The sequence below is a fragment of the Peribacillus asahii genome (assembly GCF_003570725.1).
GTDB classification, from domain to species: domain Bacteria; phylum Bacillota; class Bacilli; order Bacillales; family DSM-1321; genus Peribacillus; species Peribacillus asahii.
The window spans coordinates 1-25,229 of sequence record NZ_QWVS01000018.1; the positions used below are offsets into that span (position 1 = coordinate 1).

25 protein-coding genes and 2 pseudogenes are annotated in these 25,229 nt (G+C 34.7%); 21 read left to right on the top strand and 6 right to left on the bottom strand.

Annotated elements, in window-relative coordinates:
* Nucleotides 1–210 precede the first annotated feature (210 nt).
* From D1953_RS10815 to D1953_RS10865, 12 genes and pseudogenes are all read left to right on the top strand, one after another.
* Entirely contained in the window at nucleotides 211–1,728 is a 1,518-nt protein-coding gene (locus tag D1953_RS10815; protein ID WP_119117203.1) for a phospholipase D-like domain-containing protein, read from the top strand.
* Between the two features lie 177 nt (nucleotides 1,729–1,905).
* The gene (locus tag D1953_RS10820; protein WP_119117204.1) at nucleotides 1,906–2,484 is read left to right on the top strand and encodes a CBO0543 family protein; all 579 of its coding nucleotides are present in this window, start codon (nucleotides 1,906–1,908) and stop codon (nucleotides 2,482–2,484) included.
* A gap of 23 nt (nucleotides 2,485–2,507) precedes the next feature.
* Complete coding sequence (locus D1953_RS10825) at nucleotides 2,508–3,191, top strand: DUF421 domain-containing protein (protein ID WP_119117205.1); 684 nt, start codon at nucleotides 2,508–2,510, stop codon at nucleotides 3,189–3,191.
* Nucleotides 3,192–3,733: 542 nt separating this feature from the next.
* Nucleotides 3,734–4,300, top strand: a complete 567-nt coding sequence (locus tag D1953_RS10830; RefSeq protein ID WP_119117206.1) for a cupin domain-containing protein — start codon at nucleotides 3,734–3,736, stop codon at nucleotides 4,298–4,300.
* A gap of 224 nt (nucleotides 4,301–4,524) precedes the next feature.
* A pseudogene (locus D1953_RS10835) lies at nucleotides 4,525–5,037 on the top strand (DUF72 domain-containing protein); the annotation flags it as partial.
* A 245-nt stretch (nucleotides 5,038–5,282) separates the two neighbouring features.
* Nucleotides 5,283–6,602: a hypothetical protein gene (locus D1953_RS10840; protein WP_119117208.1), complete on the top strand. Its 1,320-nt coding sequence runs from the start codon at nucleotides 5,283–5,285 to the stop codon at nucleotides 6,600–6,602.
* On the top strand, nucleotides 6,603–9,260 hold the full coding sequence (locus D1953_RS10845; RefSeq protein ID WP_119117209.1) for a hypothetical protein: 2,658 nt from the start codon (nucleotides 6,603–6,605) through the stop codon (nucleotides 9,258–9,260).
* Between the two features lie 11 nt (nucleotides 9,261–9,271).
* Nucleotides 9,272–11,017, top strand: a complete 1,746-nt coding sequence (locus D1953_RS10850; protein ID WP_119117210.1) for a site-specific integrase — start codon at nucleotides 9,272–9,274, stop codon at nucleotides 11,015–11,017.
* On the top strand, nucleotides 11,001–11,744 hold the full coding sequence (locus D1953_RS10855; protein ID WP_119117211.1) for a hypothetical protein: 744 nt from the start codon (nucleotides 11,001–11,003) through the stop codon (nucleotides 11,742–11,744). The genes D1953_RS10850 and D1953_RS10855 overlap by 17 nt, the downstream gene beginning before the upstream one ends.
* Nucleotides 11,745–11,848: 104 nt before the next feature.
* On the top strand, nucleotides 11,849–12,640 hold the full coding sequence (locus D1953_RS10860; protein WP_119117212.1) for a DUF2971 domain-containing protein: 792 nt from the start codon (nucleotides 11,849–11,851) through the stop codon (nucleotides 12,638–12,640).
* 38 nt (nucleotides 12,641–12,678) lie between these two features.
* Nucleotides 12,679–12,813: a hypothetical protein gene (locus tag D1953_RS21955; RefSeq protein WP_281271540.1), complete on the top strand. Its 135-nt coding sequence runs from the start codon at nucleotides 12,679–12,681 to the stop codon at nucleotides 12,811–12,813.
* A gap of 146 nt (nucleotides 12,814–12,959) precedes the next feature.
* A complete protein-coding gene (locus tag D1953_RS10865; protein WP_119117213.1) occupies nucleotides 12,960–13,472 on the top strand; it encodes a GrpB family protein in 513 nt (170 codons plus the stop codon).
* A 272-nt stretch (nucleotides 13,473–13,744) separates the two neighbouring features.
* On the opposite strand, the gene D1953_RS10870 is transcribed toward D1953_RS10865, so the two are convergent.
* On the bottom strand, nucleotides 13,745–14,179 hold the full coding sequence (locus D1953_RS10870; RefSeq protein WP_245980041.1) for a hypothetical protein: 435 nt from the start codon (nucleotides 14,177–14,179) through the stop codon (nucleotides 13,745–13,747).
* Nucleotides 14,180–14,372: 193 nt separating this feature from the next.
* Between D1953_RS10870 and D1953_RS10875 the strand changes: the two genes are divergently transcribed.
* The 7 genes and pseudogenes from D1953_RS10875 to D1953_RS10905 all read left to right on the top strand — a co-directional run bounded on the left by D1953_RS10875 (nucleotide 14,373) and on the right by D1953_RS10905 (nucleotide 19,771).
* Nucleotides 14,373–14,582 carry a hypothetical protein gene (locus tag D1953_RS10875; protein WP_119117214.1) on the top strand — a complete coding sequence of 70 codons (210 nt, stop codon included), beginning with the start codon at nucleotides 14,373–14,375 and terminating at the stop codon, nucleotides 14,580–14,582.
* Between the two features lie 118 nt (nucleotides 14,583–14,700).
* Nucleotides 14,701–15,354, top strand: a complete 654-nt coding sequence (locus D1953_RS10880) for a peptide arginase family protein (RefSeq protein ID WP_245980043.1) — start codon at nucleotides 14,701–14,703, stop codon at nucleotides 15,352–15,354.
* 159 nt (nucleotides 15,355–15,513) lie between these two features.
* A pseudogene (locus tag D1953_RS10885) lies at nucleotides 15,514–15,846 on the top strand (DUF72 domain-containing protein); the annotation flags it as partial.
* 70 nt (nucleotides 15,847–15,916) lie between these two features.
* Entirely contained in the window at nucleotides 15,917–16,747 is an 831-nt protein-coding gene (locus D1953_RS10890) for a sulfite exporter TauE/SafE family protein (RefSeq protein WP_119117217.1), read from the top strand.
* A 12-nt stretch (nucleotides 16,748–16,759) separates the two neighbouring features.
* Nucleotides 16,760–18,145 (top strand): bifunctional metallophosphatase/5'-nucleotidase, encoded by a 1,386-nt coding sequence (locus D1953_RS10895; RefSeq protein ID WP_119117218.1) that lies wholly within the window; start codon nucleotides 16,760–16,762, stop codon nucleotides 18,143–18,145.
* Nucleotides 18,146–18,216: 71 nt separating this feature from the next.
* Nucleotides 18,217–18,510, top strand: a complete 294-nt coding sequence (locus D1953_RS10900; RefSeq protein ID WP_425454269.1) for a YunC family protein — start codon at nucleotides 18,217–18,219, stop codon at nucleotides 18,508–18,510.
* A 175-nt stretch (nucleotides 18,511–18,685) separates the two neighbouring features.
* Nucleotides 18,686–19,771 carry an HD-GYP domain-containing protein gene (locus tag D1953_RS10905; RefSeq protein WP_119117220.1) on the top strand — a complete coding sequence of 362 codons (1,086 nt, stop codon included), beginning with the start codon at nucleotides 18,686–18,688 and terminating at the stop codon, nucleotides 19,769–19,771.
* Nucleotides 19,772–19,845: 74 nt separating this feature from the next.
* Here D1953_RS10905 and yunB read toward each other — a convergent pair whose 3' ends face one another.
* The 3 genes from yunB to D1953_RS10920 form a co-directional block, all read right to left on the bottom strand.
* Nucleotides 19,846–20,604, bottom strand: coding sequence for a sporulation protein YunB (gene yunB / locus D1953_RS10910; RefSeq protein WP_119117221.1), 759 nt, complete (start codon nucleotides 20,602–20,604; stop codon nucleotides 19,846–19,848).
* Nucleotides 20,605–20,783: 179 nt separating this feature from the next.
* Nucleotides 20,784–21,779 carry a M23 family metallopeptidase gene (locus D1953_RS10915; RefSeq protein ID WP_425454268.1) on the bottom strand — a complete coding sequence of 332 codons (996 nt, stop codon included), beginning with the start codon at nucleotides 21,777–21,779 and terminating at the stop codon, nucleotides 20,784–20,786.
* 125 nt (nucleotides 21,780–21,904) lie between these two features.
* A complete protein-coding gene (locus D1953_RS10920; RefSeq protein ID WP_182480578.1) occupies nucleotides 21,905–22,558 on the bottom strand; it encodes a YhcN/YlaJ family sporulation lipoprotein in 654 nt (217 codons plus the stop codon).
* 114 nt (nucleotides 22,559–22,672) lie between these two features.
* Here D1953_RS10920 and D1953_RS10925 point away from each other — a divergent pair, with 114 nt between their 5' ends.
* Entirely contained in the window at nucleotides 22,673–22,948 is a 276-nt protein-coding gene (locus tag D1953_RS10925) for a YutD family protein (RefSeq protein ID WP_119117223.1), read from the top strand.
* A 120-nt stretch (nucleotides 22,949–23,068) separates the two neighbouring features.
* Here D1953_RS10925 and D1953_RS10930 read toward each other — a convergent pair whose 3' ends face one another.
* The gene (locus D1953_RS10930; protein ID WP_119117224.1) at nucleotides 23,069–23,359 is read right to left on the bottom strand and encodes a cytosolic protein; all 291 of its coding nucleotides are present in this window, start codon (nucleotides 23,357–23,359) and stop codon (nucleotides 23,069–23,071) included.
* A 68-nt stretch (nucleotides 23,360–23,427) separates the two neighbouring features.
* Complete coding sequence (locus D1953_RS10935; protein ID WP_119117225.1) at nucleotides 23,428–23,694, bottom strand: DUF3055 domain-containing protein; 267 nt, start codon at nucleotides 23,692–23,694, stop codon at nucleotides 23,428–23,430.
* Nucleotides 23,695–23,919: 225 nt separating this feature from the next.
* Between D1953_RS10935 and D1953_RS10940 the strand changes: the two genes are divergently transcribed.
* Nucleotides 23,920–25,224: an EAL domain-containing protein gene (locus D1953_RS10940; RefSeq protein WP_119117226.1), complete on the top strand. Its 1,305-nt coding sequence runs from the start codon at nucleotides 23,920–23,922 to the stop codon at nucleotides 25,222–25,224.
* Nucleotides 25,225–25,229 lie beyond the last annotated feature (5 nt).

The window sequence follows — 25,229 nt, forward strand, 5'->3', positions numbered from 1 at the left end:
GATAGCTTTTCACTACCTAACGTGTCGCACTCATGCAGAACAAGCCAGTCACGTGCATAAATTTGAAAGTCTATTAAAATTTTCCTAACTTAATAATTGTTCACCAAAGGTGAGCCTGTAATGTATATCTAAACATTTCCTTCGTATTCCAAACGTATACTCCCTACACAGTTTGTACATGTTAAGAGAAAAACAAGGGAGGGATTTCAGTTGGAGTGGATTTTTGGTCTATATCTATTTAATGCACTCTTTATGTTATTCATAGCAATTTGGGAAGTTCGTCGTCCTGCCAAGGCTTTGAATTGGATAATAATCGTACTTGTTTGGCCTATCATTGGTTTCTGTCTATATCTTAGCATATCAAATCCCAAGATTATTCATCGGAAAAGATTGACCTCTTCTCATAATGAGTCTGATAAATTACCTGATACATATAGTGATTCAGCATCGATAATCGCCGATGCTTTACGGCATTTCACTGTGCATGGGCTTCGAGTCGGTAAAGTCCAAGTACTAAACAATGGAATAGCAAAATATGAACAACTCATCGAATCCCTACAAAAAGCCCAAAAAACCATTGATCTGGAATATTATATCTATCGGAATGACCAAATAGGTAATCGCATCACAGAACTGCTGATCGAAAAAGCAGTAAACGGAGTGCGGGTTCGTTTTATTAGAGATGGTTGGGGGAGTAAAAAATTTCCGCGTCAAAAAATCCTTCAGATGATGGAAGCAGGGATAGAATGCCGGACAATATTTCCTTTACGCTTTCCATGGATTTTATCCAATTGGAATTATCGGGATCATTGTAAGATTGTCACGATTGACAGAAAGGAATCCTTTACTGGCGGTATGAACGTTGGGTATGAATATACAGGATTAAAGCCAGACGTAGGATTTTGGAGGGACACTCATTTGCAAATTATAGGGGAAGCAACAGGCGACTTGCAGACTATCTTCGACGTTCATTGGAATATCGCTGTACCAGAACGGATAAAGTCAAAAACAAAATCTGAGGCAACGAAAAAGGCCACTAAAATCCCAAAATATAAATCAAAGGGAATCAATCCAACCGGCAGCATAGATTTTTCAAGATGGTCTGCCGAATTAGGATCTGAGTTATGGCCTATAGAAGGTAAAACAGACAATACCCAAACAAAGACAGGAGAATTGCAAAAAGCATACATCCATACGTTGGAAGGAAACCCTGGAATTCCTACACCAGTTATTCGTCAAGCTTACTTTATATTTATAACACAAGCGACCAAAACCATTGATATAACAACGCCCTACTTTATACCAGAAACAGATATTATTATGGCATTAAAGACAGCTGTGGCTCGTGGTGTACAGGTAAGATTACTTGTTCCTCGCCATATTGATCAAAAAATCGTGGGCTTTGCAAGTCGTACCTATTACGGGGAACTTATAGAAGCTGGGGTCCAAATCTACCAGTACGATAAAGGAATGTTACATGCGAAACTGATGATCATTGATGAGGAAATTGCAGAAGTAGGCGCAGCAAACTATGATATGAGAAGTTTTCGCCTGAATTATGAAGTGTGTCAAGTCGTGTACAGTGCTGATGTGGCAAGGGAACTCACAGAGCAGTTCGAGAGGGATCTTACTGATTCTGTACCATTAAGAATTGAAGACTTGTTGCAACGATCCCTGACCGAGCGCATTGTTGAACAGGGTGCTCGCCTGCTTTCTCCGTTATTATAAGTTGATGTATCCTGTTTTTATTGTTCTATCTTAAATCTAGATTTAAAAAATTTTTGTTTTTAAAATATTTCTTATTTACAACGGAAATTAATTAACAAAAAACGGTAATGCTAAAAAGGCAGCTCAAAGAGTTTGAATTCAAAAATATCTGTTACTTTTTAATTTAAATATTAAGGAATGATAACAATAGATAATATATTTGGAATTTTTGAGGAAATACGTTTATTAGAGGATAAACTGTACCTTTTAGAATTAAATAATTGGCTAAAGAATGAATTTTTAACTTGGGAATGGTGGATATTAGTTGGTTTTTTAGTTGTGCCTTGGATTATATGGTCTAAATTGGTTAAACGAGACATTATTTTAGAAATTTTGTTGTTTGGTACCATAATTATCATAACAACAACCTTATTAGATGTAGTTGGCTTACAATATAGGTTTTGGGATTATCCAATTGCATTCCTACCTATTATTCCTCGGGCCTTGCCCTTTGATTTTTCAATGATACCTGTAGCTTACATGTTGTTATATCAATATTTTAGAACATGGAAACTTTTTATAATCGCACAAATCACTATGGCACTCACATACGCCTTTATTGGTGAACCTTTTTCCGAGTGGGTCGAACTTGTTTATTATTTTGAGTGGAGATACAGTTATTCATTCATATATTACATCATCGTTGGAATTGGAACTCGAGCTTTAATACTAAAACTAGCCTCTTTATCTAAAATTCAAGATCTTACAACTAAGTAAAATTTAAATTGGAGGAAAAAACTTTGGAAGAAGTTAATATTGGTTTACTGACGATCAAAGTCATAGTAGGTTTTGCCACTTTATTTTTTATCATTATCATAACAGGCAGAACATCCATCTATCAGTTAACCCCGTTTCACTTAGTTTTTGTGTTAGTACTTGGAGATTTTTTAGGAAATACCATTTATGAAGATAAGGTAGGGATTTTTCATTTTTTATATGCCATCGGATTGTGGACGTTTCTTATGTTGGGAATAGAGTTTATGACTCTAAAAAATAAATCGACACGTTCTCTCTTATTAGGCAATCCTAACATAATCATTCGAGATGGTGTTATGGACAGAAAGTTACTTACAAAGAACAAATTGGATGTAAATCAAGTATTGAGTATACTCCGTCAAAATAATGTCTTTTCAGTTCGCGAAGTCAAATACGGTATATTGGAAGCTAATGGGCAATTCAGTTTATTATTAAAATCCAAGTATCAAAAACCAGACAAGCAAGATCTCAATCTTCCAGAAAGTCGAGTAGACCTCCCAACATCGTTAATTATAGATGGGGAAATTTTATGGGGTAATTTACATGAACTCGGATTTGATCAACAGTGGTTAGATAACCAATTAACTACCAATGGATATGATAATGTAAAGCGTATACTCTACGCAGATTGGCGAGAGAGTGAAGGCATACATATAAGTCCTAAATAAAATTTGTTAGGATAAGAGCATATCAATTTTCTTGGTGAATATAATGTGGATTTAAAAATAAGATTCACCGTTTATAAAAAAGATGAACCAGAGAATCCGTTTTAAGAATTTATCTGATAAGGTGTTTGTTACTCTTCGGTCTTCCACAATCGAGCGCGATTGTGGAATATGCTCCTCTGTTTCTTCTTCAAGGAGTGCATTAGTTGAAGAAGGATTGGCTACTGAAGAGGAAAAAGCCCCACTCAATTGAGAAGGGCTGAATAAATTATTACATTTGAATGTGTCTTCTTTCGTCCTCCGTTGTTTTATATTGCATTTAAAATCTTTAAGTCGAATTTTTTATAAATGTTATTTAGAGCCCTTTTTTATAAACTATTTCTTTCTATGTTAAGTATAATACGATTTAAAAAGAGTATTTGGTATAGCATGCATACGCTTCATGGGTGGGCAATGACTCTTGCCTATTTTTCTCATTTTATGTACCTATAAATAGTTAACTGAATAGAATGATGAAAAAAATGGATTTATGAGAGGAGAATAAAATGTACTACCAACCATGCTACCAATATCAGTGGCATAATTATATGGATACTAACTGGAATAATAATAAATGGGGCAATTACAACTGGACTAATCATCAGTACAATAATAGTTGGAACAATATCAATAGGAACTCTTATTATCGAAACAACCGATTGAATGATTATGGCTCAAGACCATTTGTAGTTGATATTGAGAAGGTTACAAAGAAAAATAATACTTTCCGCACTGCTTTATGGACAGGAAAGCATTTACAATTGACCTTGATGAGTATCGGTGTTGGTGAAGATATTGGTTTAGAAGTTCACCCACATCATGATCAATTTATCCGTATAGAGGAAGGTCAAGGATTAGTTCAAATGGGGGACAGAAAAGAAATACTAGATTTTCAACAAAACGCTTATGAAGACTTTGCGATATTTGTACCTGCAGGAAAATGGCATAACGTAACGAATACAGGGAATAAGCCACTGAAGCTCTACTCTATTTATGCTCCACCTCAACATCCCTTTGGTACAGTTCATCAAACAAAAGCAATTGCTATGGCTGCTGAAGAAAACCACTATTAATAATTATTTGATGGAAGATTCTATTGGTTAATTATATATCGTTAAAGAAAGCTGTCTATTTTTATAGGTGGCTTTTTTTATTGATAAATAGCCGAAAGTTGTTGATAAATTACAGGAAAGCATTGATAAATATTCATACAGGGAAAGGGTTGTCTTTAGCTTAACTTTTTGGTCCTTTGAGATATATGTTAAAATAAAGAAAACTGCGGAATAGGTTGGTTAGAATGATTTATATCGGAGTAACAGGTTGGGGGGACCATCATTCTTTGTATCGTTATGGCGTGTCCCAACGTGATAAGTTAAAAGAGTATGGTGCACACTTTCCAATTGTGGAAGTGGATGCGTCTTTTTATGCTGTTCAACCGAAGCGAAATAGTGAAAAGTGGGTGAGTGAGACACCTGCTAATTTTCAATTTGTCGTAAAAGCATATCAAGGCATGACAGGACATCAGCGTGGAGAGATTCCGTTTTCAAATAAGAAAGAGATGTTTATGGCTTTCCGTGATTCAATCGAACCTTTTCAGAGAGCTGGTAAACTGGCTATGGTACTTTTTCAGTTCCCGCCTTGGTTTGATTGTACACGTCAGCATGTAGACTATCTTCGTTTCTGTAAAGCGGAAATGGGTGACATTCCAGTTGCGCTAGAATTTCGACATCAAAGCTGGTATTCCACTGTCTTTAGGGAGCAAACCTTGCAATTTATTAAAAATGAAAAATGGATTCATACTGTATGTGATTTATATTAGGATATCTTGGTGTTATACATAATTAATACTATATCAGGTGGTTAAAAGGTTTATATATCAATATTTTAGGGGGTAGACTATTTCACACGAATAGTCTTTTTTTGTGTGGAAATTATTTCACCTATAGGTTAATATAATATGAATAAAGTATTAAGACTATTTACTTATTAGTTTTAGGGGGACAGAGTCCCGTAGCGGGTAGCGGTGACTGGGTTACTATAGTTAGGGGGATTAAAGTGAATTATGAATTTGTAGTAAAACAAAAGAAGATAAAGGAAATGAGGGAAGGTAAACTAATTACAAGTGAAAAAACATTTCTCTGTGTGAAAGATAAGGAAACAGGATTACTTTACCCCCATCCATTATCTAATTTTATTAAAAATGAACTGGAAAGAAAATCTTTAGCCCCTACGACTCAGAAAAACTATGCAGAAGAAATAAAAAAGTTCTTACATTTTATTTTGGAGTGTATAGAGAATGAGGATGAAATATTCCTGCATTTAGAGGAGGAAGGGATACCAGGATTAGAATTACAACATGGTGCAAATTATATCTCATTCTTGACTCATCGGGTTAAATTGGGGCAACTTCAACCTACACAGGTGTATCGGACTGAACGTATTCTTGTAAGACTTTATCGATGGCTAAATGAACAAAAGATAACTAAAGAGACTGTGAAGTATAGGGAAGACATAAGAAATATAAATGGTGCAAGGGTACTTACAACCATTTCACCTTTTGATAACCTTGAACTGGGTACAGAATATCCCAATAGAAGGGAAAGCACACAGAGAATTAAAGACAGGAGACTACATGATTTTGGTAATGGTAGATTAGACTTGGTAAATCTTTTTATAAGGGTTGCGGAATTAGAAGCATCTGATATTGCATTAGGAGTAGCCTTTCAATGCTATGGAGGGTTACGAAGGGGAGAAGTGGTAAATCTATTGCGTAGCAGTGTTAAAGAGCCAAATAAGAATGGCTCAGGAGACTTTACAATTAACATACAGGACAATTGGAGAATCCTTTTTCCGAGCAAGGAGCTTATGGTGTCCGAACAAGTAAAGAAAGAAAGAATCCAAGCAATATTTAAAGTTCCTATTGTCTTAGAGTTGTATGAGAAACATAAGGAAAATTTATTACGATTAGAAAGAAAAGGAAAGATAAAAAATAAACATGCCCTGTTTTGTTCTATTCATACTGGAAGACCAATTACAGGAATGGCGTACTGGGAACGGTTTACTAAAGTGAAAAATAAATTCTTAGATATTCTTCTTGAGACTAACGAAAAGGATTACCAGTTTTTGACCTCAAAATCTTGGTCTACGCATATAGGAAGGGGGATTTATACTAATATGCTTGTGTTCTTACTTGGGTGGTCTGCGAGTGAAGTGGCTATTGCAAGAGGAGATAGTAATATTCAATCAGCACAAAGCTATATTGAAGAGCAAAATGTTAAGAAGCAAACCGAGGAAGCTATAGAAATTTTATCCAGAGCAACAATTCAAGCTGGTAATAAAAAATATATGAAAATCGAAGATTTAAGGAGCTTTTAAATGGAAGGCTATGAATCATTTTTTCAAGTCTATATTAAATACAAGGATTATGGGCTGACAGGGGGAAAAATTAAGAGGCTAATAGAAAGTAAAGAACTTGAAGAAAAGGTAGTAGGTAATCGAATTTATATTTCTGTTCAATCTTTGGATAAGTATGTTCAAAAAGTAGATACAATACGTAGGGATTATATGACTGTAGAAGAATTTAGATTTAATCTTACAGAAAATGCTCGATACAATCTTTCTGTAATTAAACAATTCGGTGAAGATACTTGTCTCGAATTATTAATAATGGACATTCCCATAACTCAAAGTGAGAAATACTTTATCAAGAAAAGTAGTTATGAGCTATTTTTGCAAGAATATATTTCAATTCAGAATGCCTATCAGGAACTTAAGATGCACAAAGATATTTGGGCATTTAAGGAAAGGCTAAAGCATCAAGGGATAATCGTTTTTCAACTTAATAATCGTTATGAGTGCCAGTTTGTTAAGAAAAAAGATATAGAACAGTTCCAGGAAAAGATAAGTTTAATTGAAGCAAGGGAAGCGTTAGGGATAATAGAGAAAAACTTGAGTAAAGCAATTAAACTATATGGGATTGAAAGTTTTTGGGGAGAAAAGGCGAGACGTTATATTACAAAACGTGATTTTGAGTTTTTAGTAGATTTACAGCAAAAAAAACTTAATGAATTAGAAGAAACCACTTATACAGGGGAAGAGGTAGCTAATCTTTATAAAGAGAAGATAGGCGGTCAAAAAATACTCGATGATGCCCTTAAAAAGTGTGTGATTGCTGGTGAAATCCATCCAATTATGCGGAAAGGTAAATATCAGAGTAAGAGTACCGTTTATTCTAAAGTGGCGGTCGATGAATATATTGACCGATTAAGAAAAGATAAAGAAGTATCGAGGTTATGTGATACAGCAGACACTTCAGACTATTATCTGCTTTTACATCCTATTCTTGAAATTGATGATGTTCATTTTTCTAAAAAGGCATCATTAACAGAAGAGCTTTGGTTTCGATATGCTCAACGGAAACTTAAAAATATGCAGGGCAACAGAGACACAGCCCTAAGTAGATTGTCTGGTTTTAGATACTCTACAAAAATATTAGTAGAATTGACAGAAACAAAAGAAATATATGGGTTTTCAGCAAATGAGCTAAATTTGCGATTGTTCAATAAGAATGTACCGATAAAGTATCAAACAGAGATTTTTTCGTTTTTGTATAACATTAAACAAACAGTTGAACAAAAAGGTGGAAAAAGATTATTTGAACTATCCAAACTAAATTTTAAATACAACCAAAACCAATCTAACAATAGAAAGGAAAAAGAAGTTTATTCGGTTGATGAATATTTATCTCTATACCGTTACGTAAGTGACTATCAAAACCATAAGAAATTAGCGATAGATGATGTGAAGAATGCGTTAAATAACAAGAAAGGTTATAACAAATATGATTCTACTTGGTTGTATGTATTATTGCATATAAACAATGGTTGGAGAAAAAGCTCCGTTGTGGAGTTCCCAAGGTTTCATCATGTTCTTTTTGATAAATTAAACTTGAATTCTATTGAATCATTAGAAAATATACAACTGACATACAGTGAAGCAGAACAAATCGTCAGATTCTATCAAACACAATGGTTTCAACATAACAAGAACAAGGAAAAAGCGACTTTCCATTGTTCAAGTGTACTTACTTTACCAATGGCTTACGCCATTTTAATCTGTGAGTTTAGATGTAGACAGTTACACCTTCATGCAGAGAATCTGATTCATTTTTATAATACAAGAAACCAGGTTAGCCCTCGTATTCATGATGTGTTCTTTAAGAACTATAATGATGATTTTAAGTTTGAATCAAGAAAAATGAATAGAACTGTTTTAACTTATACAAGTTCGGTAATTGAATCTGTCTTAGATGGAGACCCTATACAAATCGCTCAACATTTAAGAGGTCATGTAGGTAGTGAAACTACTAACATTTATATTCAACTTCCTCAAGAGCATTTAGATTTCATCACTGAACAGCTTTTTGATACAGGGTACTTCGGATATGTCTATAATCAAGTCAATCACTTATTAATCGGTAAGAATCCTGTCCATAGGATAGAGCAAACAACAACTTCAATAGAACTGAGAGAGCTACTTGGAGATGTTATAAAATTAGAAGACATGACTGCCTATCTAAAGTATTTATCGCAAGAAAGAGAAGATTTAGGTAAATACCTGGGAGAAATGTCTAAAGAAGAGTTAAAGAATAGATTAAATCTAATCAACTTGGGGCTTTCTCCTGCCAAAGAAGAAACGTATCAATGTCTCTTTGCCAGTTGTATCTCTAATCAAATAGAGTGTAATAAGTGTCCGTTTTCTATCCCACATTTCTATACACTTAGCATAATTGGTAAGAGAATAAAACGTACTCTCAGCAGATATAAGAACATAGTAGATAATCCAGATACTCCAGTAGGAGAGAAAAACAAACTCTATAATTTATTGCTTATGGATTATCAGAGCATTCTGGAAGCTAAACAAAAGTTTGGAACAGAGATTGTCGAAATGATGATTGATAATGAACTAAATGAACTCGTAGAAGACTTAGAGGAACAGCCAGACCCACAAGCAGACTTACAATATATAGATTAAGAGGGAAGTATATGGCGATAGAATCAGTAGATGTAATGGAGCAATTATTGAATAATATCCAAGACTATAATGACAGTAGATACAATCTGGAGTATTCAATTGAAGAGGCAAAAGAAATCCTTGAAGAAGAAATAAATAGAAGAGAACTAAGTGAATGTTACTTTGAAAACGACACATGGTATTTAGAGAGGTATTTGATAGGAAAAAGAAGGATAATTGATTTTAGTAAAATAACGGAAGTTATTCAATTCAATAAAAACATCAACGCAATCGAATTTACTAACATAGTTAAATGTTGGACTGCATCTTTAATTGAGGAAGGGTACTCTTCAGAGACTGTTGGAGACATGGTGCAATTGGGATTAAGAGGATTTCTAATTTTAACAAAAGGACTTACAGAAACTAATCATGAGGAGCTTGCCGATGAATTGATTAATTTGTCTATATCGAAATTGGGGTATATATGTAGTAGTGCATTAAACTTTTTCGATTATTACACCGACTTTGAAGCTGAAGAATATGTATCGTTATTATATTCAGTCAGAAAACACTATAAAGCGAAAGCAAGATTACTCCCTCCTTCTAAAGATATACTTATCTTTTCAAAGGTGTTAGAGGACTATTTTTCTAACGAGATATCCGAACTGCAATATCGGAGATGGTTTCCTATTTGGCTCTGGTGGAACTTGACTACTTTGATACCTATTAGACCAAGTGAATTTTGTACAATAGAACGTGAGTGTCTTATTAAAAAGGATGCTAATTTCTATATTAAGTTACCAAGACATAAACAGAAGCTAAATAATAAAAAACACATTCAGATTATAGATGAACTAAAGATTCCTGAAGAATTATATAGAAAGATAGAAGAATATAAGCATAGAACAGAATCCTTTGGAAAAACTGATACCTTGATTTCTTATTTATCTATTCCGCATTTTGTGAACAGAAAGTATGTTTCAACATTCCATCATACCCGATTGAATCCGCATAAGTATTCACTTCACATTTTCAGAAGACATTTAGAAGTATTCTATGAAGAGGTAGTATTTGGTGAATATAATGTAAGATTGTCCGAGGGTGCTTCTTCTATAGACGAGCTATCAATTACTCAAAGATTACTTCCTGGTGATACACGTCATTTAGCATTTCTTAATTTGAATAGACAGGGATATCACCCTGTTGAAATTGCACGACTTGGTGGACATGTTTCTATTCATTCGCAAAATCATTATTTCAATCACGTTCAAAGTTTTGTAGACCTTGAGATTTTAGAATTAATTACAAATGTAGAATTAGATGGTTATCAAAATAAAATGACCGATACAGATTCAAAGCAGGAACAAGCAATCAGCATGTCCTTTATTGAGAAGTATGTATTAAGACCTTCACGAACTGATTTTAAGTTGAAATTGATAGACGGTTATTGCACTGATGCATATCAACGATGTAAGGTTGAGGACTGTTGGGAATGTGATGCATGGAGAATCTCAGAAGAAGAGTTTCATGAAAAAAAGGATACTTTATCAAGAAAATTAGTGAATAGCGAATCTGAAATTAATCAAGTGATAGCGAATCTTAAAGACTTATACAAGGGAATTTACGTAAATGGAAAGGATGAATTTTATTCTTCCGATAGTCCTGAAATAAGAAAAGAGTTAATAAACAAAGCTAAACGCATAGACAATGCTATTAGGAAATACGTCAATCTCGTAAAGGTAAAAGAAAGGATTGATTCGATTGGAAACAAGGGGTAGAAAACCTTCAATATATCCTCAACAAGAGATAGAGAATATTGTTTACCGATTTACTCAAGAAGAAAAGGTTACTGGTTGGATTAAGTATTCAGAAGTATATCGGTACGCTAATAGGCTGTATGAAAATGGAGAAGTAAAATATAAGTTAAGTGAAGATTATTGGAGAAGAGATGGTCGTCAAGGAAAAGAGATAATAGATAAGGCAAACAAGTTATATGAAGCCACGTTCATTAATAAAAAGACTGCTGAAATCGATGTTTATGTAGATACAGAAGAATGTGTTAATAAGTTTTTTAGTGGTAAGCCCTCTGATAAAAAGAAACTCATAAATGCCCTGAGAATAAATGAAAAGAAAGCCAAGGATTCAAATAAACTTTTGGAAAAAATCGAAGATTTAAAACAGGAATTATCCAATCAAAAAGATAAAAACAAGGAGTTACAGGAATTAATTGACCAACAACAAATGATATTATTTTCGTGGTTCAATGCCAGTCATAAATCAGATGTACCTTTAATCAATTTGATAACAACAGGAAAGTCAAGGCATCCAATGGTGGATTTGTTTTTTGAAACTGCATTTTCTAATCCTATGGAGGGTTATGAGAAGTTTGAAGAATACAGGAAAAATAACAAACATGATGAAAATGAAGATAATAAAAATAATGTCGTTATACCCATTAAGAAAAGTAGACTTCAAGCAATTACGGAAAAATTTAATGATAAGTAAATAATTACCGAAAATTGGTATAATGATTGTGATTGAAATTTTAATTATGGTACGTGAAATTCCATCGTTTTAAATTGGAAGTAAAGGAAAGGAAATGAAATTCAATGAATACACCGAACATGTGGATGAAAAACTTTTTTGAAATGTATATGAAGGGTGACAGAGATGGGGCATATAGGCTTAAACATATGTATATACCTCAAAAATTATATAAGTATCAGTCTCTTTCTGAAAGAAACATTAATTCTATAAAGAACGGTAAATTGTGGTTTTGTAATGCCAAAAATTTAAATGACCCGTTTGATTGTAAAGCTACATATTTCAATGAAGAAGAATTATTGAGCCAATTAAAAAATAGAAGTGTAATTGAAAAAAAAGATGTAATCAATAAGTCCCTTGATTTTTTACAGAGCATAGCTAAAGTTACTTGCTTTACTGAAGACCCTTTCAATATGCCAATGTGGGCACATTACGGTGATAATCACGAAGGTATTTGTGTTGAATACGACCTAACTCAACTACCTTACGGGAGTGATTTTTCAAACGGTTTATATCCAGTAGGTTATGAAGATAAAAGATATGACGTTACTAACTTATTAAAGATGACATTTGAAGAAGAACCAAATCAGAAATTAGCATTGCTTTTTTTCTTAATGCTCTTGAAACATAAAAGTTGGAGCTATGAAAAAGAATGGAGAATAATATTACCAGATGAAAGGCATAATGGAGGATTGGAAAATTTTCCGATTAAACCAACTGCAGTTTATTTTGGATTAAATTCTTCCCAAGAAGAAATTGAAAATGCAAAACTGAAACTTGATAAGGATATCAAGTTTATAAAACTTAACATGCACAATAGCGAATTTTTTAACCTTGATATTAATGAATTAGCTTGACAATAAAACAGCTATATTTTTTAGAGGGGGTAGGATGAGTGATGACATTAAAGTGTAAGAAAGTAACCAACCCAACCAAAAGACCAATGTCTGTCCCGATGAAAGAGGAACTTGATGACTTAAAAAAAATGAATCGTAAGGCACTACGACTTCTTGCAAAAAGGGGCTTTTAAGGAATTTTAAAATATTAATAGAAATAATAAAGTCATTTAAATTTACTTTTGGCTCTGTTAAAGAACAGTGTTGATTTTCTTATTCAACTAACGGGCAGTAGAGTTGAACAAGGAGAGTTTTTTCTAATTGAGGTAGGGGGAGAAGAATGGATAAGGAAATAACAATTGAAGACTACAACTCAAATTGGTCCAAACAATTTAAAGAAGAAAAAGTTAAACTAAAGGAAATTTTAGCTGACAAGGCTATATCTATTGAACACATAGGAAGTACATCTGTTGAAGGGTTAGGTGCTAAACCTATTTTAGATATTGCTATCGGAGTAAATGATTTAGAGGTAGTTGGCGAATTCATTGAGCCTTTAAAACAAATAGGATATGAATTTGTTTATCATAAAGAACTTCCTGAAAGACGTTTCTTCAGAAAGGGACAATGGAGAGCTGGTACACATCATTTGCATTTTTATCAGTTTGAAGGAGAACATTGGAACAATCAAATTTTGTTCAGAAATTATTTAAGAAATAATCCTGATGTTTTAAAAGAATATCACCAATTAAAGGTTGATTTGGCAAAAAAGTTTCGTTTTGATAGAGTTTCTTATACTGAAAATAAACATCCTTTTATCCAGAATGTATTACAAAAAGCCAAAAAAGAAGAATAACTGGCATTAATTTTTATTGTGCTAACGGGGGCGTTAGTTTAATAAGGAATCACTAAAAGGACCTCCTTTTTCTTTTGCCCAAAAATCAACATTATCGTTTAACAGAGCCTTACTTTTAAAAATGTAAAGGAGGCTACTTAAATTGTAGTATCTCCTTTTAAAGTTCTTTAAAAATATTCAGTTTAGCTTTATTTCTGAAATTAAAACAGATAATAAAGTTGTTTAATCCTTGTTCTACTAAAGCATCCGTTAGGTCAATAAGGAATAGCAGTTTAATGGTATTGAAACCAAACAAACCATCCTTTTTCCTTACTTTTAGCTAAAAATATTTGACCTTGGGCTAAGTTAGCTCCAGGTGCTTTGGGAAAATCTAAACGTACAAGCCATGATTTTTCAGCAATTTCTTTGCCACAAAAGGTCTTTGCCATTCCAAAATAGTCTTCTTCTTCTTTATTACCAACTGTTTTTGGAAAAGGTTTGGCAGTTACTACATTCCACTTAGTATATATGTCAGGAAAATCATCTAATCCAGTTCCATAAGTTTTTGGTATTAAAGTATTTAACGCTTCTATTACCTCTTTTTTATCCTTAATCGATGTTTTCTTTAATTCACTTAATACTGGACATTCTTTAGGTTGTGCGTATCCTTGAATTGAACCAAAAAACAACATCGGAATGGTAATAATCAATATATATAAGATTTTCATATAATAAACCCACCTCAGAAGTTATCTTTCCTAATTTTAAGAAAAATAGTCCAGTTTTTGAGATATAATAGCTCAATAGTTAGTATCGGGTCTTCGTTTTTAAAGAACTTTATTGTTTTTTAAACGATTATATTATTTTTCAAACAACTTTATTGTTCGTGAACAAAGTAACTTTTGGAAAAGGAGTGAGGATATGAAATTTCAATATTACAATGACACTAAAAGGGATATAAGTATTCATCCTGGAACTACGCTTCATGGTTGTGAATGTGATACCTCTCCTATACAGCATGGCGAAGTTAGAACATTTATCTTGCCTCCAGGAACATTTCCTTTTGTGAAAATGTGGGATTATGGAGAGGAGAACGGTTTAAGTATATTAGTTTCCCCCATAAAGGAATAGTGAATAGTAAGAACAAGTAGGACAACAGGAAACAAAAGAACTTCTTGGATTTTTAGAACGTTTGGAAAAGGATATTTTTCTTTTGGAAAATATATGACATTTTATATGGAGGGGTATTTTGGATTTCGACAGTGAATATAGGATTTGTTTTCCTAATGAAAAAATATTTATTTCAAGAGACCATAATTGGGCATTTTCAGCATGGGAAATAGGGAGAATCCGAAATTATATAAAACCTGGTGCTACAGTTGTACATATAGATGCACACTTGGATTACCTTGAACCGTTATGTGACAATGCACAAATTACATCAGAGGACGAAGCCATTCATTTCGGAAGAAATTTAGGTATAGCTGAGTTTATTATTCCTGCACAAAAGACGGGAACTGTAGGTAAAGTGCTTATGGTCAGTAACGATAGGGTAAGTATAAATGAGGAAGTAGGAATTGAAAGAGCATATACCCTAAATCATTATGAGCAAATATATAAAAGAAAGTGGTTCGATGATACAGATGGGCAAAGTGTGATTTTAGACCTTGATTTAGACTTCTTTAACTTCAATTATGAGGATTGGAATTGTAATTCAGTTTTATTACCAGAACCGTTAATAAGAAGAGAGTTAGAATACATAAAGAAATATATGTGGGATTGGGATATGGTAACGGTAGCTTTATCACCTGAATTTTGTGGTGGAGAAGACCGAAGCAGTTATTTGTTTGAACTGTTCCTTGATGTATTTAATTTAGATATAAAAAATGCAATTTCTTGGTGAATAAATACACGAAAAAACCTAATAAATAATCAAAAAATGTGCTGTTTTTTTATGTAACTTTTTATTTCTCCCAAAACTACATGTGGCGAAATTGATATAATATATGATAATAAAGGAAAAAGTTAATTTCACACAACAAATTATCTAATATAATCTCACGAACCACAAGCTGGGGCAGGGTCGATACCAATTGTACTTGAAGCGACAGATATTAAAAAAACATTAATTCGGTTTCATGGCCGCAATGTACATGGTTGGCAGCACCCATCGGCACATAATTGGCGTGAAGTTCGCTATCTTTATCGCTATACTGAAAAAGAGCTTGTAGAATGGGTGGACCGTCTTCGATTGCTAGAGAAACAAACGCAAGATATATATGTGCTTTTCAATAATAATTCTGGTGGTGACGCGGCTGATAATGCAAAGCAATTTATCGATTTACTAGGAATTGAATACGAAGGGCTTGCTTCTAAGCAACTTGATTTATTTTAAATAATAGATAATAAACAGGCTGTGTTAAAATCTATCATTTTATTTAACAGAGTCAAGAGGACGGATAGAAATGGAAATAATTGTGCTGGTTATTGTTGGTTTTTTATCTGGAACGATTGGAGCGCTCGTTGGTCTTGGCGGGGGAATTATTACCGTTCCAGCTCTACTTTTTTTAGGAAGTTCTACTTCACTGCTTGACTCCATTACTCCCCAGGTTGCAGTTGGTGTTTCGACAATCATTATGATTTTTACGGGCCTATCATCAACATTAGCTTATATGAAGCATCAAACTGTCGATTATAAGGCGGGGGTCATTTTCTTTGTCGGCAGTGGGCCAGGGGGTATAATTGGAGCTCATGTTAATAAAATTCTTGATATACACTCTTTTTCATTATATTTTGGTTTGTTTATGATTTTAATCGCGACAATTCTATTTGTTAAAGACCGTTTAAAGCCGCTTACATTTAAACCAGGGAAAGGGAAAGTTATTAAGACATATAGCAATAAAGATGGAATGCAAACTACATATGGCTATCATCCACTTGTTGCGATATTGATTTCCTTTATCGTAGGTTTTAGCTCAGGATTATTTGGCATCGGTGGTGGCACAATCATTGTACCTACCATGATTCTCTTATTTTTCTTCCCTCCACATGTGGCGGTTGCGACATCTATGTTTATGGTGTTTTTATCATCGATTACGAATTCGATTACACATATTTCACTTGGAAATGTGAATTGGTTATATGCTTTAGCACTTATTCCAGGCGCTTGGTTTGGGGCAAAGTTCGGTGCTTTTATCAATACTCGTTTAAAAAGTCGTTCAATTGAACATGCTTTGAAAATTGTATTAATTTTATTTGGATTTCGTCTCGTATATCAAGGAATTACAGGACAATAAGGGAGGCAAATGATGTCTGAAATCATTCATTTATATCATACTAATGATTTTCATAGTCATTTTGAAAACTGGCCTAGAATCGTAGAATTTCTTAAAGAAAGACGTTTGCTTCATCAAGAGGCAGGTGAAGAAGCGCTTATTCTCGATATTGGGGACCATGTAGATCGTTGGCATCCCTATTCAGAGGGGACATTAGGCAAAGGGAATATTACGTTGCTCAATGAGGCTGGCTATCAATATGTAACGATTGGAAATAATGAGGGAATTACATTGCCGCATGAAGCACTAGATTGCTTATACGAACAGGCCGAATTTGAAGTACTTGTCGCGAATCTATATGAGGAACAGGACAGAAGGCCTAAGTGGGTGCTGCCTTATTCGATTCATACAACGAAGCAAGGAACAAGAATTGCTTTGATTGGTTTAACTGCGTTTTTTCAAAAATTTTATTCCACACTTGGCTGGGAGGTAAAAGAGCCATTTGTTGAATTACAAACGCAGCTTCAACAAATTAGAGGAGAAGCAGATATTATTGTTGTACTTTCTCATCTAGGTCTTAATGATGATGAGAAGATGGCAGAGGATTTTCCCGAAATTGATATTATTCTAGGTGCGCACACCCATCATGTACTTCATCAAGGTAAATTAGTAAATGATGTTCTGCTTTGCGGCGCAGGTAAGTTTGGTTTTTTTATTGGGCAAGTGGAGATCGATTTTGATGAGCATAGAGGAATTACGAAGAAAAGAGCCTATTTGTATGACACAAATGAGCTGCCAGAACTCGTTGGAGAAAGAGAATGGATTGAAGCTATGTATCATGCTGGTGGAGAAGCACTTCAAAAAGTAGTAACGAACTTACCAGAACCGTTACATAATGATTGGTTTCAAAGAGAGCGGTTATCAGAAATTTTATGTTCAGCATTAAGAGAGTGGGCCAAGGCAGATTGTGCTTTTTTAAATGCAGGCTTATTACTGGAAGGGTTGCCGAGCGGAGTCGTAAAAAAAGGCGATATTCATCGAATTTGCCCGCATCCGATTAACCCGTGTGTAATTGAAATACAAGGGAATGAGCTGAAAGAAATTTTATTGCAATCTAGAAATGAAGAATGGCCTCACCTTCAAGTAAAAGGATTTGGATTCAGAGGTAAGGTGATGGGAACCATGCTGTACGATCAAATCGAATTTTTGCAAACGACTAATGGGGTAGTTAAACAAATTAATATAAATGGAAACAAACTGCAGCCGCACGACATGTATAAATTAGTTTTACCTGACATGTTTACGTTTGGTTACTTCTTTCCACAAATTCAACGTTTGAAGAATAAAGAATATTTAATGCCTGAATTTTTAAGAGATATTTTAATTTGGAAATTAAAAAAAATGTATCCTGATTATTAAAGGATATTTCACGGTTTCGTCCTCTTTTTCATAATGTAAATAGGAGAAAGGGGCGAAATCAATTGATTAGCATGAATCCTATTAAGCTGAAAGAGTATACTTTTCTAGCGATTTCAGTTGAATTGCCAAAGACAACGTTACTTGTTGTGACTTCTGATAAAGGCTATATTATGTGTGGTGCTCTAGATGTGGCCCTTTTAAATGATAAATTAAAGGATCGAAAGATTGTAGCAGGCAGGGCAACGGGTGTTAAGACGATTGATCAATTGTTAGAAGCACCGTTAGAGTCCGTAACATATGAAGCAGAAGCTTTAGGCATTCACCGAGGAATGATTGGAAAAGAGGCATTATTGAAAATGGTTTAATGCTGAATGTAAGCGAGTTTTCTATTTATACTAGAAAACTTGCTTTTTTTATGTACAATAAGTATCGCTTTTCCAAAGAAGGGCGTTGAAAAATCCCCTTTTTAACCGATAATAGTTATATATTGTACAAATTATGTTTGTGAGAAATACATGCTAATGAGAACGGAGTACGGCCATGAGACTATTAGCTACAGAATCATTGAATCCAGGAGCTATCCTTGGGAAAACGATTTTTAATGAGCAAGGAAATATTCTATTAGGTGAAGGAATCACCTTAACAGAGAAAATGATCAATCGATTAATGGTTCTTAATATACGATTTGTTTATATTGTAGATGAACAAACAGCAGACATTATACCAAGCGAGCCTATTTCAGATCAATTAAGGATGGATACGTTTAAAGCGATTGAATCTGTTTTTATTCAATTACAAAGCGATAATAAGCTTAAAACGAAAATTGTTGTCGAAAAAGCGGCTGCACGATTTACAGAACTTGTCCGCAATATCACAGCTGAATTGAAAAATAATAAAGAGTTATTTACGTTACTAGGGGATCTTTTTACATATGATAATGAAATTTTTAGTCATTCATTAAATGTCACTTTATATTCATTAGCGTTAGGAATTGAATTAAAATTAAATGAAAAACAACTAGAATTGCTCGGCATAGGAGCTATTTTTCATGATATTGGAAAAATGGCAGTGCCTGAGGATATTTTGAAGAAACCTGGAAAGTTGACAGAAAGTGAATTTGAACAGGTGAAGAATCATTCAGAATATGGATTTATGTTACTGAAAGATATTCATACGATTTCTTTACATGTTGCTCATTGTGCATATCAGCATCATGAGCGAATTGATGGCTTAGGCTATCCACGTGGGATTAAAGGGGATGAAATACATCAATTAGCGAAAATTATTTCGGTTGCTGATGTTTTCGATGCCGTTACGTCCCATCGTGTGTACCGAAAAGCAATGCTTCCAAGTGAGGGGTTAGAAGTTCTATACGCCGGTGCAGGGAGTCAGTTTGAAGTGGGCATTGTTGAAGCATTTCGTCGAGCAGTAGCCATTTATCCAAATGGTCTGACTGTGCAATTGAATGATGGAAGAAAAGGGGTGATTTCTGGTCAAAATATTAGGCTGGGAGATCGTCCAATCGTTCGTATTTTAGAAGAATTTGATCATACACTGAATCAGGCGTACGAATTAAATTTGAAAGATTATCCTCAATTAATGATTGTGCAATGTGCGAATGCTTAGTAAAAGCTCCCTCATGCCATCTAAGGAGTGAGAGGGAGCCTTTTGAATTCATACGTATGGAAAGAAAAAACGGCTTACTCCTTCTCCTCCTCCTCCTCGGGCTTCATGATAGCAGGGGCAATTGTGCTTGAACCGTTACTGTAATAGCTTGGTACATCTCCCTCAATTAATATTCCACCAGCATTGATTGTATGTTCAACAATCATATCATCGGCTAAAGATGGAATAACAATTTGCATATTGACCTTAAACTTAACCGTTAATTCAAGAAAGACTGTATTAATGCCTGCGTGGGTTAAATGTGTATTAAAGTCTGATTCGACGTTACCGATAGCAGCCATTTTAACAGGGATTTTTGGACCGTAATTAGCGAGAAGGGCATTGCCTGTAATAACACCTAAAGGAATATAATACACCACTTCTTTGAGTTGTTCTTCGTCTATCGATGAGGCTGTCGCAAATGGATTAGAGTCGATGATTCCGAGTTTTTTTTGAATGTCCTCTTTAATGTCTGTTTGTAAGCTAATCGACGCTTTTGGATTAATTGTATAGGAAGGAGAACTATTGTCTCCTGTATCGTTCTTCATAATGATTTCGTTTAAATTTGCTTCTTCCATATTTTCATCTATAGATTCGTGAATAGCGTTTGTGGCAATTCTGTCCACTTCGTTTTTAGCGATGCTCATAATAACCGGTTCAACTGTTTTATTAACAAAGGAAAGAGATAGAATACTTGTAAAAATAAAAAGAATGAACGAGATGAAGAATACGTGACGTGTTTTCAGGGGTCCCTTTTTACGAAATAGTTTGGATCTTCGTCTTGCTCGAAACATGCTAAGGGCCTCCTTTAATAAAGGCTGTACTGAAAGGATGCGAAATTATGGCTTTACATAAAATAGACTAAAATATAGCGTTCCATAAATAAAGTCTTATTCAAAGGATATGCATGACGCTTAGAGAATTATGTTAAAAAGCGGTGAGAAATCTATCTTCTCACCGCTGAATATGTTTATTAATTTTTTCTCTCTAGTTTGTCATTGCGTTCCCAAATTCTTAAGTATGGGTAAGGATCAAAACTCCATTCAGTAATGCCATTATCTTTATAGAGACCAAAATGTAAATGAGGAGGGAACTTCCCAGAGGTTCCAGGAGGTCCGTAGCCGGTACTTCCAACACTTCCAATTATTTGGGCGGGTTTAACGACTTGTCCTACTTTTAAATCGTTAGCAAAGCCGTTGAGATGAGCAAAGTAATGATAATTATTATTTAAATCTCGAATGCCTATTCGCCATCCCCCATATTTATTCCACCCTTTCATTTCAATGATGCCATAACAGGTTGAACGAACGGGAACCCCGTAAGAGGCAAAAACGTCCGTCCCTTCATGAATACGTCTCCCGCCCCAACCGCGAGCAGAACCCCAGGTACTTCTATACGTATAATGACTTCCAATAGGGAGAGGAAACGCTTTTTCCTGTAAATCTAACGTACCAAATGTTTTATAAATTCGAGCATTTCCGATAATAATACCTACCGCTTTATCTCTTTTGTAATAATTCCATAATCCAATGCGTATATTTTCTTCATCCGTCCCATAGTTAAGTAAATAGTTTGCAAAGGTATATAAACGGTCAACATCACTATTGATGTCGGCACGTCCATCTCCATCTCCATCTAAGCCAATGCCGCCAAATAAGCTAATGGACAGCGGCTTAACATCGGCAGGGTTTGGGTTTAATGCTCCTACCCATTTCGAGGGTTCAATATAGATGCCAATGACTCCTTTCGCTTTTTCACGGTCTTTACGGGTTAAGCGCAAATTATGTTCATACTGATCTGCTGCGGCGAGATAATACCAAGGGACCTGTAGGACAGTCTCCATATTTTGATATAACTCTAATCTCTTGGTAAATAAATCAGCCTCGGATGGTGATGGAGTAGCAGCGAAGACTGATCCGCTGCTGCATATTATGGAAATCATTATTAGAGAAAGGATGGCTCTTTTCACAATGTCAGTCTCCTTTCAATGTATGCTGTCATTAGTGTTCATCATTGGAGGGGAAATCATGAAAGATAAATTGTGGTAATGTTGCAAAAAGAGGGATTGGTCTTCAAGCCCCAATCCCTACAATTTTACATATTCCTTGTGTTTTCATGGACGTTTTTGTTATTATGTCGTTCAGTAACATTTTCTCCATTTTCATTTTCTTCATCACTTATTTTAGAGCCTTGTGGAGATTTAAGCATTTCTTGAATGGTTTTATTAAGCGAGAACTCCATGCCTTCATGATCTGATTCTAAATTTGCATAATTTTCAATATATGGAGCTAATGCAATATTGTCACTCACATACACATGATAATAGCGAGGAACAGCAGACATAGCCGTTCGCTTCACTTGGTCGGCTGTTTTTTGGCGATTATTTGAATCGGTTTCATACACGACAAGTACTTCCTCATCTGTCACAAGTGTTGCTACGTCATGTACATTAGGGAGTTGGATACTTAAATTAGAAATGACATCGGCTAACTGTTCGCGGTCAACGGATGAAATTTGATTATCAATGTTTTGGCCCTCTATGGTTGTTTTATTAACTCGAGTAAAGCCGAAATCATCGCGGTCTCTGGCAGTATTTTGGTAATCTTCATCATAGTAGCGAGCAGGAGTTCGTACTGTAAGTGGTTTTGCTGTATTTGTGTCCATGCTTGTATCTTTATCTCCATTTGTTGAGCAGCCACCTATAATAAACAATGAACTAAGTCCAATGGATAAAATTGCTTTTTTCAAAGCTGACACCCCCTTATCGATTAGGTTAGGCATCTTTCTGTAAATTTCGCTTAGTAATTGATGGTGAATCAGTTATAATTTAAGAATAACTATGTATTTTGAGAGGTGAAGAACATGATTACGATCAATAATATAGCCTATGAAGTAATCGATGAGCGGAGAGATGGCTATAATGAAGAGGCATTTAAGGCCCGTTATAGTGAAATCTTAACGAAGTATGATTATATTGTTGGCGACTGGGGATATGGACAGTTAAGGCTTCGTGGCTTTTTTGATGATCAAAATCATAAAGCCACCTTTGATACGAAAATAAGTACAGTAACAGAGTACTTATATGAATACTGTAATTTTGGCTGTCCGTATTTTATAGTGAAAAAAATAAAGAAATAAGAAAAGAGGTGCCCCAAAAGGTCGTATTTCTTACGATTTGTTTTGGGGCACTTTCTTTTTATGAACCTCTACTGAGTCAGTAACTAAATGACTTTAGTTAGGGGGGGTATTATTTACCCTTTATTCTCTTGTGCCGTCCGTATACGGACGTTGAGCATTTGTATTCGGATCGTCATGAGTCGGATGAGCACCTGGATATTGACGAGGCATATTTTCATGCAGGCTTTTATTTTCATAGTTGAAGTTGCTGTATGAGCGTTGTTCTTCACCCCATGGTGTGCTTTTGCCTTCAACCGGTGTATTTTCACCTCGCGGAGCCCCATAAGGACCGTCTGGCAGGTCTTCAGGAATGATATAATTCCGCTGTTTTTCAACATTGGAAAAGTCGTAATATTTTCCTTTTTTGTTCAAGATGAATCCCTCCTAATAGATGGTGGTTCATCAATAGGGTGTCCAATAATCACAGATACATAAAGGAATTAAATGACTTCGGTTAAGAATCCGCGTAGTTCCGCTGCTTCTTCTTCAGTTAGTTGAAAGGCTTGTTCAAGATATCCTTCTTCTTCTAAGTCATCGTGTCCGATAATGGCGAAACGATTGCTTTGTAAATTTAACACTAATTTTTTGCCATAGAACCGGTCAGTCATCGTAATAGCTAAATCAAAACGGGATTCTTCCCCCATAAAGCTCACAAATCGTGTCTTTGTATCGATTAAATCGTTGTATAAATAAAAGCGCTCTCCCACATGCATTCTCCTTTCAACATTTTATTTCTTCGTTTCATCATAACAAAATCTAAATAATAGTGAAATGTGTGCATGGAGAAGGTATTTGTATCTTTTTGATGAACCTATGAAATTTTTGTGGAGGAAGGAACATCTAATAGTCGATATTTTCGACAAGGTTTCTTTATTTAAGACAAAATATGATAATATATAGGTAATATAGCCCGGGTGAAAGGGATGATAAACATGTCGCTGAATGATAAGAAAGGTTATAAATCACTAGGGAAGTGGCTTAAACTGTTTAGTCCATTGTCTAGGCTTCGTTTCTATCCACCTCAGTTCATTATGAGGAATCCAATGATACAGGCAGTAAACGTATCATTTTCACAAGGATATGAAGTAGCCGTCATTGTGTTTGATATTCAAGATGTACTTCAATTCAAAGAAGAGATGGGTAAACAGCAATATGATACCTATATCAAACAGCTAAAAAAGGCATTCAAAGAAGCAATTGTAGATAGAATACCGAAAGAAGATATTCTTATTTTGCATGATTATAACAGCGATAACGTTACATTCCTTATGCGGATAGACTGTATGGAGAAAAAGTCACGTGAACTGGATGAAATCATTTATATGATTACAGCAAGCGTTCAAGAACATTTGCAAGAGACAAGTCCTCAATGTAAGTCCTCGTTTATAACCGGCTATATGTTTGTTGAGAAGAGCCAGTATCCAATTGAACATGCTGTGAATAGAGCTTATAAGCAAGCGGTTATAATGACGGAAGAAAAGAGGAAAGCTGGGTTTAGTGGATTAATGATGACGATGGATGATATTATTTCTGATCAACATATTCGATTGATGGTACAACCTATAGTTGAAGTTGCTACGAATCAGATGAAAGCTCATGAAGTGCTTACCCGTGGGCCAGCCGGGACAGATTTAGAAAACCCATTAGCATTATTCTCAGCGGCCAGGCAAACAGGGAGACTCTATGAATTAGAGCAAATCGTACTAGAAAAAACGTTTAGGCAGGTTTCAGAAAATGATTTATTGAAGCAAGTATTTATTAATCTTACACCTGTTACAATTGAGAATTTACATTTTCCAACAGACATTAAGGTGATGTTAGACAAGTATCCAAGTATTTCGGCTGAGCAATTTGTCCTTGAAATTACGGAGCGGGAGTCCATTAATCATATAGATTATTTTATTGCCAATATTCAAAGCTTAAGACAATTAGGTTTTCAAATTGCTGTCGATGATACAGGCGCAGGTTATTCAAATTTAAATACTATTATTGATATTATGCCGGATATTATTAAAATTGACCGCTCTGTTATTCAAAATATTGATAGTAGTACTGTAAAAGAGTCGATGTTAAAGGGACTTTTATTAATTGCGAAGGAAACAGGTTCAATCGTTGTAGCTGAAGGAATTGAGAGTAAAGGGGAAGCTATGGTATTATCAAAGAATAATGTTGATTTGGCACAAGGATATTTCTACGCAAGACCTACAGGTGTAGAGAAACTTAAAGTGTCATCTTAGAATAG